The following is a 13,911-nucleotide window of genomic DNA, read 5'->3' as shown; positions in this document are numbered from 1 at the left end:
TCCTTGTTTGTAAAACAAGGATTATTTCCATCCTTCTATATAATTTTTTAGTTTTCTTCCAACTTTTGGATGTTTGAGTTTTTTTATGGCAGAACTTTCTATTTGTCTTACTCTTTCTCTTGTAACATTAAGCTCTTTGCCAATTTCTTCTAATGTTCTATCGCTTTCATCATCCATCAAACCAAAACGCATTCTAATGACAGCTTTTTCTCTATCGTTTAATTGATCTAACACTTCATCTATTTGCTCTTTTAAATCATCTTTTAGAATATGGTCCATAGGTGAAATAGAGGTTCTATCCTCTACAAAATCTCCAAATTTACCATCATCTTCGTTGCTAATAGGAGCTTCAAGTGAAATTGGTTCTTTGGTAATTTTAATTACTTGTTTAACTTTATCTATGCTAAGTCCAACTTCTTTTGCTATGATGCTTACATCAGGTTCTTTACCTTCTTTTTGCAAATATTCTCTAATGATTTTATTGATTTGATTAATCGTTTCTATCATGTGGATAGGAATTCTAATAGTTCTTGCTTGATCAGCAATTGCTCTTGAGATAGCTTGTCTAATCCACCAAGTTGCATAAGTTGAAAATTTATAACCACGTTTATATTCAAATTTATCAACAGCTTTCATCAAGCCTATATTGCCTTCTTGGATTAAATCTAAAAAAGGTAACCCACGATTTGTGTATCTTTTAGCAATGCTGACAACTAAGCGTAAATTTGATTTTGCCATTCTAGTTTTAGCTTCATCAGATATTTTTTTACCTCGTTTGATTTGTTCTAAAATTTCTTTTAGTTGATCTTTCCCTAAATCAAAGGAATTTTGGCTCGCCTCTTTGGTTTGAATGAGTTTTTTAATCTCCATATAAGTGCTAACCATAGTAGTTTCTAATGCTCGTTCTGTAATTTCTTCTTTGCTAAGTTTGGTAATGTCTTTTAAGATATCTTGGTGTCTTTGTTTTAATTCTTCTGAAAACATTGGTAAGCGGTATTCCAAACGCTTTAATTCTTTATCAAATTCTTCATCACTTTTTAGTGCTGTTTCTATGGACTTTGCAATTTCGGAAATAAGTTTTGAGGTTGGACCAAGATCCATTAATTTTTCTTTTAATATGTTTTTCTTAAAAGCAATTATTAACTTATCTAGTAATTCATCATCATTTTTTTCTGCGTTAATAGTAGATATGGTTTTTAACCATTCTTTTTTAGCTTTTTCCAAAGCTTTAAAACTTTCTATAACTTTAAGAGTTCTTTCATCTTCTTTTTTACTTATTTTTTTAGGTTTTTTTTCGATGGAGTTCCCATTTTCTTCATTTTCATCTTCTTCATCATTATCAATATCTTCATCGCTTTTTTCTTCATCATTTTTTTCATCATCTTCAAAACTTTTAAAAAGTTCTTTCACTCTTCTTTCTCTATTGATTAAAGGTTCTTTGTAGTCTAAAATAAAATCAATTAAATATGGTACTGAACAAAATGCATCAATAATAATATCTTCACCCAGTTCAATTTTTTTAGAAATTTCAATTTCTTCGTCTTTATTTAAAAGCGCAATTTGCCCCATTTCCCTTAAATACATTCTTACAGGAGAATCAGATCTACTCCATTCAAGTAAATCATTTTCATTGGCTAAATCAAATTCATTTTCTAAACTTATATCTTGTAATTTTTGTTTTTCTTCTTGAAGTTTTTTTGCTTCTTCTAAATTTCTTTTTTTTGCAATTTCCGCTGAAGAAATTAATTCTACTTTATATTTATTCATTAAATCACGGATTTTTTTAGCACTATTTGCATTCGGAAGTTTTGACAAATACTTGACAAGTTTTTCATATGTGATATAATCTTTAGAATTTTCTTTAAAAAGCTCTTCTAGGATATTGGTTTCATTAGCCATGATTACTCCTTGAATTTATAATTTATAGTGTAAAACTAATTATTATGCCTAAAATTTAATTAAAAATAAATAAAAATATTTTGGAACACAAATTGCTTTGTATTGACAAAACTAAGATTTTAGATAGGAAAAATAATGCAAAATGGTTATTATCAAGCTACAGGTGCTATGGTTACTCAATTTAATCGTTTAGATGTAGTAACAAACAATTTAGCAAATGTTAATACAAGTGGCTATAAAAGAGATAATGTTGTTATTGCAGATTTTAAAAGGATTTTTAAAGAAACTCAAGATGAGTTGCCTATACAAAATCATACAAGAGATGCTGCAAGATTTGTTAATACAACTATTGATAGAGTTCCACAGGTGAATCATGTTTATACAAATTTTAGCGTAGGTTCGATGAAGATGACACATAATCCTTTAGATTTAGCATTAACACGCGAGGATACTTTTTATCTCATTAAAACGAATAATGGAGAAGTGAGATTAAGTCAGGATGGAAATTTTCAACTTGATGAAGAAGGATATTTAGTAAATCGTCAAGGTTATAGGGTTTTAAGTAGTGATTATTTTAACAACCCAGAAAATGATGGCATACGCATAGGGGATTCTACCTCTTTTATAAATGTCGATAAAAATGGAATAATAAGTGCTTCTAACCAAAATATCGCAAGATTATTTGTAGCTCAAGTAGATGATTTAAGAGATTTACAAAAAGATGGCGATAATATGTATAAGATTGATTTAAATAAAATTAGAGACTTGCCAAATTCAAATGCTGTAAAACAAGGTTTTACTCAAGGTTCTAATGTAAATCCAGTTACAGAAATGGTAGGTTTGATAGAAGCAAATAGAATGGTTGAGATGTATCAAAAAGTTATGACTTCTCATATGGATGATTTAAATCAAGAAGCTATTAATAAATTAGCAAGTACTAAATAAAACTAAGGATAGGTAAAATGTTAAGATCATTATATACAGCAGCATCAGGGATGGTATCACAGCAAACTCAAATTGATGTAACATCAAATAATATTTCAAATGTAAATACAGTTGGTTATAAAAAATCTCGTGCGGAATTTGCAGATTTGATGTATCAAACTATGAAATACGCAGGTACTTCAACTTCAAGTACAACCAAACATCCAAGTGGTATAGAAGTAGGTCTTGGCTCAAGAGTTACTGCTATAAGTAAAATTTTTAGTGAGGGTAGTTTAAAACAAACTTCTACTGCAGGTCTTGATATGGCAATTGCTGGGAATAATGGATTTTTCCAAATTCAAATGCCTGATGGCACTATAGCTTATACTAGAAATGGTCAATTTACAAAAGATGCAGAAGGAAATATAGTAAATTCAGATGGTTATAGACTTTTACCTGAAATGACCATACCAGAAGATGCAACTGCTATAAATGTTGCGAGTGATGGAACTATTTCTGTGATACAACCAGGAAATACCGCTGAAACTCAAATAGGTCAAATTGAACTTGTAAATTTTATCAATCCAGCAGGATTGCACGCACTTGGGGATAATCTTTTAGTAGAAACTGATGCAAGTGGAGCACCTATTGCAGGTATTGCGGGTGAAAATGGTTTTTCTCCTATAAAGCATGGTTTTGTTGAACTTAGCAATGTGCAACTTGTTGAAGAAATGACTGATTTAATCACAGGACAAAGAGCCTATGAGGCAGGTTCGAAAGCTATCACTACAAGTGATGATATGCTTGGAATAGTAAATCAATTAAAACGCTAAAATTATCTAGCGTTTTAATTGATTAAGTAAAAACTCTAATATAAGATTAAAATATGATTTTTTTAATACCTTTGATTGTAATTATATCTTTTATTTTTATTATTGATTATATTTACTTTTCCAAGGAAAATGATACAATAAAAGCTCAAAAACAAATAGAACAAAAAGATACTAATCATGATAGACAAAAATATCTTGAAAATATTTTAAATCAAAAAGAATTATGATTGTTCAATTTTCATATAAAAAATTCTTTTGGATTAATATTTTAGTTGTAATCACTCTTGCTTTAAATTTAAGAGCACCTATAACTTCTATAGGACCTATGGTAGAGCATATTCAAGAATATTATAAGATTAATTCCACTTTAGTGGGTATGCTAACTACTTTACCATTAATAGCTTTTGGGCTTATATCTTTTTTTGTAGCATATTTTTCGCAGATTAGAGCTTTATTTTTCGCTTTAATTTTAATTGCTTTTGGTGAAATTGTTAGAAGTTATGGTGGAAATATAGGTTTATTTTTTGGGGTTTTTTTAATCGGTGGGGGTATTGCCATAGCTAATGTTTTGCTACCTTCTTTTATTAAAGAAAAATTTTCATCTAAAGCCTATAAAATAATGGGTTTATATGGTTCTATTATTGGTGTATCATCTATCGCAGGTGTGGCTTTATCTTTGCCTTTACTTAAAATTTTTGATGTTCCTCAAGCTATGTTTTTTTGGATTATTTTAGCTTTAATTGCTTTATTTTTTTATTTTCCACATTTAAAAAATAAAAGATTATTTCGTTCTAAAAATAAAAGTATGGATAATATAAATATATTTTTAAATTTAACAGCTTGGAAAGTTACTATTGTAATGGGTTTGCAAAGTTTTTTATCTTATAGTCTTTTTGCTTGGCTTAGTGTAATGATTAGTGAAAAGGGCTTTGGAATAGATTTTGGATCTAATATTTTATTATTATCTCAAGTTGTAGGAATGCCAGTGGCATTTTTGCTACCAATACTTTTAGGAAAACTTAGATTTCATGCTAAGAGTTTTGCAATAATTACATTAGGTTTTTTATATCTTTTAAGTTTTGTGTTAATTTTTCTTTGCAATATAAAAGCAATATTGTTTTTAGCGGCTATTTTTTTAGGATGTGCTTCTAGTGGAGTTTTTACTATATCCTTGTTATTTATTGCTATGAAAAGTTCAAATTCTATTATAGCAGCAAAACTTTCTGCTATGTCACAAGGAATAGGGTATTTAATAGCAGCTCAAGCACCTTGGATTATAGGATTACTTCATGATAAATTTGGAAATTTTGTTTTAGGTTTTGTTGTTTTAATTGCAGTAGCTATATTATTAAATATTTTTGTTTTTTTAGCATACAAAGCTCCTACAATTAAGTGATAATTAAAATAATTTAAAGCCTTTTTTGTTAAAATTTCAATATTTTATTTTATGGATTTATAATGAGATACACAGTAACAGAAGCTTCTATATATGAAGCGCAAGGCTTAAAAAATGAAGCCTTGGAAATTTATAAAAATATATTAAAACAAGATCCTCAAAATAAAAATGCAATCGATGCCATAAGGCGTTTAAGTGGTTTGCGATCAAATCATGAGGATTTAAATTATGAAATGCTTGATTTTTTTGTTCATATGAAAAGTGATGAAGAAGTCAATGAATTTAAAAGGTGGTTGATAAAATTATGAATATAGAAGATTTAGCAAAAATGGCTATAAATGAAGTCAATTCTGAATTAGATAGCAAGAGTAATAAAAATGAAGAGTTTGCTCCTATGGTAGAAGAAATAAAAGAAGATATCAATTTGCAAGAAAAAAAAAATAAAGAAGAGATAAATAAAGTGACACAAGAATTAATGCAAGAGCTTGATGATTTAGAAGTGAATGTTAAAGATGAAAAACAAAATATAGATATAAAAATAGAAGCAATTGAAAATGAAAAAGAAAATATACAAAATAATGAAGAGTTTTTTTTAAAAAATATTAGAGAGCGTATTTTGGTATTATTTGAAGGTTTAAAAAATACCAAAGATGAACATTTGGAAAAAAGATTAGATATAACTATTACTTTTTTAGAGTTTTTACTTGCAAAAATTGAAGATAGACTTAAAAAATGATCAAGATTTTTTAAGTATTAAAAATATACTTAAATCTTACACAAAAAGGGCTTATTTAGTAGGTGGTTGTGTAAGAAATTCCTTTTTAAATTTATCAAGTGATGATTATGATATAGAAATATATGACATACACCCTAAACTTTTTGATGAACTTATGAAAAAGTTTGGAGCAAGTGGCGTAGGAAAAAGTTTTTTTGTTTATAAGTATAAAAAATTTGATTTAGCTTTAGCACGATATGAAAATAAAATTTCTAAAGGCCACAAAGGTTTTGAGGTTAAAGTTTGCAATGATGAGCAAGAAGGAGCTAAAAGAAGAGATTTTACCATTAATGCTTTAATGGTAAATATTTTTGATTTTGAATTTTTAGATTTTTTTAATGGTTTGCAAGATTTACAAGCAAAGATTATAAGACATATTGATGATAAAAGTTTTATAGAAGATAGTTTAAGAGTGCTTCGTGGAATTTCTTTTGCGTGTAGATTTGATTTAATGATTGCAAAAGAAAGTTTAAAATTAATGCAAACTATGGATATAAATGAACTCTCAAGAGATCGTATTAATAATGAGTTATATAAAATTTTTAAAACTTCAAATCTTGACAAAGCATATGGGTATTTTAAAATTTTAAATTTAGAGGAAAAAATCTTTTTTTATAAAACACAAAATACTGAATTTGAAAATCTTTTAAGACAAAGTCAAAAATTTATTAAAGATGAAGCTTTGTTTTTATATTTGTATTTAAATTTTTTTCATATAAACAAAGAGGATTTTTTTAAAAAAACAAAATTAAAAAAAGAGCTTTTAAAAAAATGCGAACAAGAATTTGTTTTAGGTATAATTGACGATTTTAATTTAGCTAAAATTGCTTTAAAAATACCACTTTGTAAATGGCTTGGACTTTGGAGTGATGAGCGTATTGTGCAAGCTAAAAAATTAAATTTATATAATCATACTTTTGAAAGTAAAATTAGTGCAAATGATTTATTAAAAGAAGGATTTAGCGGGAAAGAGCTTGGAGTTGAACTTGAAAAAAGAAGATTGCAAGAATTAAAAAACTATATAAAGGAGCAAAAATGAATGAATATATTTTAAAAATTTCAAGTAGCGATGAAAAAGGTTTGATTTATAGAATTTCAGATGTTATTTTTAAATACAGAATCAATATTATAAAAAATGATGAATTTGTTGGTGAAAATCGTTTTTTCTTTAGAGCACATTTAGAAGGAGAGCTTGATATAAAAGCTTTTAAAGGAACACTTGAAGCTATGCTTCCTGATAATGCACAAATTGAAATTACCCCAAAAAGAAAAAAAGATATTATTGTTTTAGCAACTAAAGAAACACATTGCTTGGGCGAGTTACTTATTCGTCAATTTAGTGGAGAATTTAATGCAAATATCAAAGCTGTAGTGGCAAATTATGACATTTTAAAACCACTGGTAAATAAATTTAATATACCTTTTCATACTATCTTAGCACAAGATTTAACTAGGCAAGAGCATGAAAAAAAAATGCTAGAGTGTTTAAGGCAATATGAGTTTGATTATATTGTTTTGGCTAAATATATGAGAATATTATCTCCATCTTTTGTAGAACATTTTGAAGGAAAGATTATTAATATTCATCATTCTTTTTTACCTGCATTTATAGGGGCTAATCCTTATAAACAAGCCTATGAAAGAGGGGTTAAAATCATAGGCGCAACTGCACATTTTGTAAATAACAATTTAGATGAAGGTCCAATCATTACTCAAGATGTAATACCAGTTACTCATGAGTATTCTTGGCAAGCTATGCAACAAGCGGGGCGTAATGTAGAAAAAAATGTTTTTTCTAAAGCTTTAGATTTAGTGTTTGATGATAGGATTTTTATACATAATAATAAAACAATAGTATTTTAAATTTTTGATGCCTTTATGGCATCAAAATTAGCAAGAATAACAAGTTTTAAACTCATATGCAGTAGGTCTAGCTTCTACAGGCCAAACTTGAGTTTCGAATTTCATGTGTTGATAATCATCAATAAACACATCACTCATTACAGGTTTTAAAAAAGCATTTTTTCTAATAAGCGCTTCTAAAGATCCTCTTAAAGTATGAGGTAGTTGTTCTATACCTTTTTCTCTAATCTCATCTAAAGTTAAGGCAAATAAATTTTCATCCATTGGACCTACTGGTTGAATTTTGTTTTTAATACCATCAAGTCCTGCCATGAGTAAGCTTGTAAAAGCTAAATATGGATTAGAAGTGCTATCAGGAAATCTTATTTCAACTCTTGCGCTTTTTTCATTGATACCATAAGGCACGCGACAACTTGCAGAACGATTTTGACAAGAATAAGTTAATATACAAGGTGCTTCAAAACCTGGAACTATTCTTTTGTAAGAATTTGAACTAGGATTGGTAAATGCAGCAACACTTCTAGCATTTCCTAAAATTCCTCCGATATAATTAATTGCACATTCACTTAGTTTTCCATAGCCTTCTTTATCATAAAATAAATTAACCCCATCTTTCCAAAGACTCATATGTACATGCATACCACTTCCATTGTCCCCATAGAGTGGTTTTGGCATAAAGGTTGCTGTTTTACCATTTAAATGTGCTACCATTTTTACTACATATTTATAAATTTGAACATTATCAGCCGCTTCAACTAAATTTCCAAATTCTACGCCTATTTCAGCTTGACCTTGTGCTACTTCATGATGATGTACGAAAGTTTTTAAACCAACTCTTTCTAAAACTTGTACCATTTCAGCTCTAATATCTACACTAGAATCAATAGGGCTTACTGGAAAATATCCACCTTTATTTCTAGGACGATGCCCGCTATTGTAGCTATCTATAAAATCTTTATTGTCATTCCACTCACCTTCTTCGGTATCAACTTCATATTTAGAGCAATTTGATGAATCAACTATTTTTACATTGTCAAAAATAAAAAATTCGTTTTCAGGACCAAAAAAAGCTGTATCAGCGATATTACTTGTGTTTAAGTATTGCATAGCTTTTTTAGCAATACTTCTTGGACATTTTTCATACATTTGATCTTTGTAAATATCATATACATCACAAATTACTATAATAGTAGGATCTGCTGTAAAAGGATCTAAAAATGCACTTTCTACATCAGGTTTTAAAATCATATCTGATTTTTCTATAGGTTGCCATCCATGCAAGGAGCTCGCATCAAAAGGAATTCCGTTTTCAAAAGTCTTGTGATCAATAGCTTTTATGTTGTAAGTAAGATGATGCCATGTGCCTATCATATCAGTAAATCTAAAATCAACAAATAAAACTTCATGCTCTTGTGTGTAACTAAAAAACTCATCAATACTATTTACAAATTTACCCATTTTTTCTCCTTTTTTAATTAGACATTTGTTTTTATTTTTAAGATTGTAATATATTTTTTTTAAATTAAGTTTAAATTAATATATTTTTTATAATCAAATAAAAAAAGAAATTTTTATATAAAAAATGTAATTAATTTTAAAAAATTAATTTTGGATTATATTTTTTTGTAATATAATCCAAAATTAGTTTTTATAATCAAAAAAGGTGTAACAATGACTCAAGAAGAATTAGATGCTTTAATGAATAGTACTGAGGACTTAGATCTTGACAATGTAGAGGATACCGAGGTAAAGCCTGAAACAGACTATGAAGATGAAGAAAAAAACAAGCAAATTGTTAATGATATGATCAATGGAGATTATAAAGCAAGAGCAGATATGGCTTGGCCACCACCACCACCTAGTAAAGAGCATAAAGTTGTACATCAGCTTGATGATGTTACAAGAGATAGTGAGATTAAAGCTACTGAAATGATGGAAAAGCTTGAGGTTATCAATGATTTTTTTGCAAATTCTGAGAATGAACTTTGTGTTATTAGTGATGCTCTAAATAAAAACATAGAGATTTTTGAAAAATTAAATGCTAAATTTCCAAATGTAGCAAGTTTTAAAGAAGCTATTGACACAAATAATAATGCTAAAAATATTATTGATGAGATTACAGGTTGTTTGCAAACTGGTCAAGATGAGGTGATGATGGCTATGGATGCTATGCAGTATCAAGATATACATCGTCAAAAAATTGAACGCGTTATAAATGTAATGAGAGCTTTAAGTAGATATATGAGTAGTTTATTTGAAGGTAAAATTGATGATGAAAAACGCGTTGGATCTGCGGTGCATATTCAAGGTGATACAACTGCAGATGTTGTAAGTAATGATGATATAGAGGCCTTGATTGCTAGTTTAGGAAAAAAATGATTATTCCTGAGATTGTTTCTCCAGCAGGAAATTTTACAAAATTAAAAATTGCATTAGCCTATGGTGCTGATGCAGTTTATGCAGGAGTAAGTAATTTTTCGTTAAGAGCAAGAACTGCCAGGGATTTTAATTATGAAACTTTTAAAGAGGCTATTGATTATACTCATACAAAGGGTAAGAAAATTTATGTAACAATCAATGGTTTTCATTTTAGCTCACAAATTGAAGGTTTAAAAAGACATATTTTAAAACTAAAAGAGATGAAGCCTGATGCTTTTATAGTGGCTTCTGTGGGTGTTATGCGTTTAGTTAAAGAGCTTGCACCTGAAATAAATTTACATGTATCAACCCAAGCTAATATTTTAAATTATTTAGATGCTCAAGTTTATAAGGATATGGGGGCAAAGCGTGTTGTTATAGCAAGAGAATTAGGTCTAAAAGACGCCAAAGATATAAAAAATAATTGCGATATCGAACTAGAAAGTTTTGTTCATGGTTCTATGTGTTTTGCATATTCTGGAAGGTGTTTGATAAGTTCAGTGCAAAGTGGTCGTATGAGTAATCGTGGATCATGTGCGAATGATTGTAGATTTAATTACGAACTTTATGCCAAAAATCCAGAAACTAATACTCTTTTTAGATTAGAAGAGGATGAAAATGGAACTCATGTATTTAATTCTAAAGATTTAAATTTAAGTTCTTATATTCAAAAAATTATGCAAGAAAATTGTATTCACGCTTTTAAAATAGAAGGAAGAACTAAAAGTGAATATTATGTAGCATTAACTACAAGAACTTACAAAATGGCTGTAGAAGATGTGTTAAATAATGCTTTTGATGCTACTAAATATGAAAAAGAAATTCATACTTTAAAAAATCGAGGTTTTACAGATGGATATTTAGTTTCAAGAGCTTATGAAAAAACTGATTCTATTAACCATAATACAAGCATAGAAGAGGGAACTCATCAAGTTCATGCAATAAGTGAAGATGGTGAAGTTTTTAAATGTAAAGGTAAAATACAATTAAACAAAGAATATGAAATTTTAACTCCTATAAATAGTAAAATCGAATTAGGGGAAAATAAAATAGGTTTAACTTATCAAAAAGATGGAAAAAATTTTATAGTTTTTAAACAATTATTAGCAAAAAATAATAAAGAATTTAATGAAATTCATAGTGGTAACGAAAATGAAATTATTTTGCCATTTAAGCTTCCAGAATTTAGCTTTTTAAGAAGGAGTGTTGAGTGAAATTTGTATCTATATTAATGGGTAGCAAAAGTGATTATGATGTTGTGAAAGAAGCTTTGGGGGTTTTTGAACAATTTGGAGTAAAATATGAAATTTTAGTAACTTCAGCTCATAGAAGCCCTAAAAGAACTCAAGAGTATATAAAAGAAGCTGAAGATAAGGGTGCTAAGATATTTATAGCTGCAGCTGGCATGGCAGCACATTTAGCAGGAGCTGTGGCAGCACATACAACAAAGCCTGTATTGGGCATACCTATGCCAGGAAGTAATTTAGCTAGCATGGATTCTTTATTTTCTACTGTGCAAATGCCTAGTGGTATTCCTGTTGCAACTTTGGCTATAGGTAAAGCTGGAGCTATAAATGCAGCTTATTTAGCAGTGCAAATTTTGGCTATTGAAGATGAAGATTTAGGGCAAAAATTATTAGAGGATAGAAAAAAACAACAAGAAAAATTAATTCAAGATTCTAGCACAATCGAAGTTTTTCTTTAAGGATTATATATGCAAACTTATTTAGAGATGAAAGAATTTTGTCAATTAGTGCATTTATCAGAAGATGTTGTAAAAGGAATGATGGCTAATGGAGCTTTGAATTTCAAAGAAGAAGAAGGTAAAATTTATATAGAAGCTAATCAAGGAACTTTTAGCGTTATTCCTGCGGGTTCAAAACAACCTGCTATGATAAATTCTATGACATTAGCAGGAGAAAGTTTTGTAGAAAAAACTATAGGAACTATTTTAAATTTACATGAAAAAGTTCTTGATGCTAAGGACGAAACCTTAGAAGCTTTAAAGGGTGAAAATAAATTTTTAAAAGATGCTTTATATTCTATGCAAGAATTGTATGATGAAGATAGAAAAACCATAGAAAATCTTAATGAACAACTTAAATATGCTCGCAATGAAGTTGAATTTTTAAAAAGAAAATATAAAATGATGTGGAATAAAACCATAGAACTTTATGCAAATAATAGCGAAAAGCCAGAGGAATTAAAGGAAGAAAAATGATGACTTTTTCTCAAATGATATTAAATTTACAAGAATTTTGGCAAAAACAAGGGTGTGCTATTATGCAACCTTATGATTTTCCAGCTGGTGCAGGAACTTTTCATCCTGCAACTTTTTTAAGAAGTTTAGGAAAAAAACCATGGGCAACTGCTTATGTAGCACCAAGTAGAAGGCCGACGGATGGTAGATATGGAGAAAATCCTAATAGGTTGGGTGCTTATTATCAATTCCAAGTTTTAATTAAACCAAGCCCTGATAATATTCAAGAGTTGTATTTAAAAAGTTTAGAAAATTTAGGTTTTGATTTAAAATCTCACGATATACGCTTTGTTGAAGATAATTGGGAAAGTCCAAGTTTGGGTGCTTGGGGTTTAGGATGGGAAGTTTGGCTTGATGGTATGGAGGTAACGCAATTTACTTATTTTCAACAAGTTGGTGGTATAAGTGTAGATTTGGTTAGTGCTGAAATTACCTATGGCTTAGAAAGAATTGCCATGTATTTGCAAGATGTAGATAATGTATATGACATAGTTTGGAATGAATTTAATGGTGAAAAAATTACTTATAAAGATGTTCATAAACAAGGTGAATTTGAATTTAGTAAATATAATTTTGAAATCAGTGATATAAAAACACTAAATATACAATTTGAAAATGCTTATAATGAGTGTAAAAATGCATTAGAAGCAAAGCTTGCTTTACCTGCGTATGATTATTGTATGTTGGCTGCACACACTTTTAATTTGCTTGATGCAAGAGGAGCTATTTCGGTAACTCAAAGGCAAGATTTTATGCTTAAAATTAGAGAATTATCTAAAAATTGTGCTTTAATATATAAAGAAAGTTTAGATGAAAATTAAAGAAATTTATGATTATTTAGATACTATTAGTCCCTTTGAAACACAAAGTTCTTGGGATAATAGTGGTTTGTTACTTGGAAATTTTAATCAAGAAATAGACAAAATATATCTTGCTCTTGATGTAGATATGCATTTAATTGAAAACGCAAGTGAAAATTCACTATTTATAGTTCATCATCCTTTGATTTTTAAAGGTTTAAAAAATTTAAGTGGTGAATTTTATCCACAAAAACTCATTACAAAAATGATACAAAAGAATATAGCCTTAATTGCTATGCATACAAATTTTGACCTAAGTCATTTAAATACTTATTTTACAAGTGAAATCTTAAGATTTAAAATCAAAGAGCAGAATGAATTTTTGATTTATTGTGATGTTGATTTTAAATTTAATGAGTTAATATCGCATGTAAAACAAATATTAAAACTTAATTATATTAGAGTAGTAAAAGCTCATGATAACCAAATTAAAACTTTGGCTATTTGTACGGGGAGTGGTGGAGATTTAATTTCTAATGTAAAAGCAGATTGTTTTTTGAGTGGAGATTTTAAATACCATCAAGCTATGCAAAGTTATCATAATAAACTTAGTTTAATTGATATAGGTCATTATGAAAGTGAGTTATGTTTTGGTGAAATTTTAGCAAAAGATTTGCAAAAATTTCATTTAGAAGTTATAATATCAGTTTCAAAAAATCCATTTCAATATTTTTAAGGAAATT

General features: G+C 28.6%; 16 protein-coding genes. 14 read left to right on the top strand and 2 right to left on the bottom strand.

Annotated features, from left to right (window positions below):
• Positions 1-21: 21 nt before the first annotated feature.
• Positions 22-1,899: an RNA polymerase sigma factor RpoD gene (gene rpoD / locus CARM_RS05270; RefSeq protein WP_139425843.1), complete on the bottom strand. Its 1,878-nt coding sequence runs from the start codon at positions 1,897-1,899 to the stop codon at positions 22-24.
• A gap of 135 nt (positions 1,900-2,034) precedes the next feature.
• Here rpoD and CARM_RS05265 point away from each other — a divergent pair, with 135 nt between their 5' ends.
• The 8 genes from CARM_RS05265 to purU are packed head-to-tail and all read left to right on the top strand — an operon-like array spanning position 2,035 to position 7,690.
• Positions 2,035-2,844, top strand: coding sequence for a flagellar hook-basal body protein (locus tag CARM_RS05265; protein ID WP_139425845.1), 810 nt, complete (start codon positions 2,035-2,037; stop codon positions 2,842-2,844).
• A 17-nt stretch (positions 2,845-2,861) separates the two neighbouring features.
• Complete coding sequence (gene flgG, locus CARM_RS05260; RefSeq protein WP_139425847.1) at positions 2,862-3,656, top strand: flagellar basal-body rod protein FlgG; 795 nt, start codon at positions 2,862-2,864, stop codon at positions 3,654-3,656.
• A gap of 53 nt (positions 3,657-3,709) precedes the next feature.
• Positions 3,710-3,883 carry a hypothetical protein gene (locus CARM_RS05255; RefSeq protein WP_176301002.1) on the top strand — a complete coding sequence of 58 codons (174 nt, stop codon included), beginning with the start codon at positions 3,710-3,712 and terminating at the stop codon, positions 3,881-3,883.
• The gene (locus CARM_RS05250) at positions 3,880-5,052 is read left to right on the top strand and encodes an MFS transporter (RefSeq protein ID WP_139425849.1); all 1,173 of its coding nucleotides are present in this window, start codon (positions 3,880-3,882) and stop codon (positions 5,050-5,052) included. Before CARM_RS05255 ends, CARM_RS05250 begins: the two co-directional genes overlap by 4 nt.
• A 59-nt stretch (positions 5,053-5,111) precedes the next feature.
• Positions 5,112-5,360, top strand: a complete 249-nt coding sequence (locus tag CARM_RS05245) for a hypothetical protein (protein ID WP_139425851.1) — start codon at positions 5,112-5,114, stop codon at positions 5,358-5,360.
• Positions 5,357-5,788 carry an effector protein CiaD gene (gene ciaD / locus CARM_RS05240; RefSeq protein WP_139425853.1) on the top strand — a complete coding sequence of 144 codons (432 nt, stop codon included), beginning with the start codon at positions 5,357-5,359 and terminating at the stop codon, positions 5,786-5,788. Before CARM_RS05245 ends, ciaD begins: the two co-directional genes overlap by 4 nt.
• The gene (locus CARM_RS05235; RefSeq protein WP_139425855.1) at positions 5,757-6,866 is read left to right on the top strand and encodes a tRNA nucleotidyltransferase/poly(A) polymerase family protein; all 1,110 of its coding nucleotides are present in this window, start codon (positions 5,757-5,759) and stop codon (positions 6,864-6,866) included. Before ciaD ends, CARM_RS05235 begins: the two co-directional genes overlap by 32 nt.
• Positions 6,863-7,690 (top strand): formyltetrahydrofolate deformylase, encoded by an 828-nt coding sequence (purU, locus tag CARM_RS05230; RefSeq protein ID WP_139425857.1) that lies wholly within the window; start codon positions 6,863-6,865, stop codon positions 7,688-7,690. Before CARM_RS05235 ends, purU begins: the two co-directional genes overlap by 4 nt.
• Before the next feature lie 27 nt (positions 7,691-7,717).
• Here purU and glnA read toward each other — a convergent pair whose 3' ends face one another.
• Complete coding sequence (gene glnA / locus CARM_RS05225) at positions 7,718-9,148, bottom strand: type I glutamate--ammonia ligase (RefSeq protein ID WP_139425859.1); 1,431 nt, start codon at positions 9,146-9,148, stop codon at positions 7,718-7,720.
• A gap of 213 nt (positions 9,149-9,361) precedes the next feature.
• Between glnA and CARM_RS05220 the strand changes: the two genes are divergently transcribed.
• The 6 genes from CARM_RS05220 to CARM_RS05195 are packed head-to-tail and all read left to right on the top strand — an operon-like array spanning position 9,362 to position 13,904.
• Positions 9,362-10,069 carry a protein phosphatase CheZ gene (locus tag CARM_RS05220; protein WP_139425861.1) on the top strand — a complete coding sequence of 236 codons (708 nt, stop codon included), beginning with the start codon at positions 9,362-9,364 and terminating at the stop codon, positions 10,067-10,069.
• Positions 10,066-11,322 carry a peptidase U32 family protein gene (locus CARM_RS05215; RefSeq protein WP_139425863.1) on the top strand — a complete coding sequence of 419 codons (1,257 nt, stop codon included), beginning with the start codon at positions 10,066-10,068 and terminating at the stop codon, positions 11,320-11,322. The genes CARM_RS05220 and CARM_RS05215 overlap by 4 nt, the downstream gene beginning before the upstream one ends.
• On the top strand, positions 11,319-11,813 hold the full coding sequence (purE, locus tag CARM_RS05210; protein WP_139425865.1) for a 5-(carboxyamino)imidazole ribonucleotide mutase: 495 nt from the start codon (positions 11,319-11,321) through the stop codon (positions 11,811-11,813). The genes CARM_RS05215 and purE overlap by 4 nt, the downstream gene beginning before the upstream one ends.
• Before the next feature lie 9 nt (positions 11,814-11,822).
• A complete protein-coding gene (locus CARM_RS05205) occupies positions 11,823-12,329 on the top strand; it encodes a DUF3972 domain-containing protein (RefSeq protein WP_139425867.1) in 507 nt (168 codons plus the stop codon).
• Positions 12,329-13,189 carry a glycine--tRNA ligase subunit alpha gene (glyQ, locus tag CARM_RS05200; protein WP_139425993.1) on the top strand — a complete coding sequence of 287 codons (861 nt, stop codon included), beginning with the start codon at positions 12,329-12,331 and terminating at the stop codon, positions 13,187-13,189. Before CARM_RS05205 ends, glyQ begins: the two co-directional genes overlap by 1 nt.
• Complete coding sequence (locus CARM_RS05195) at positions 13,179-13,904, top strand: Nif3-like dinuclear metal center hexameric protein (RefSeq protein ID WP_139425869.1); 726 nt, start codon at positions 13,179-13,181, stop codon at positions 13,902-13,904. Before glyQ ends, CARM_RS05195 begins: the two co-directional genes overlap by 11 nt.
• Positions 13,905-13,911: the final 7 nt, after the last annotated feature.

It is taken from the genome of Campylobacter armoricus (assembly GCF_013372105.1).
In the GTDB taxonomy this organism is placed as follows: Bacteria; Campylobacterota; Campylobacteria; order Campylobacterales; family Campylobacteraceae; genus Campylobacter_D; species Campylobacter_D armoricus.
Note: the sequence above shows the minus strand (reverse complement) of the source record. Positions and strands in the feature narration are given on the sequence as shown.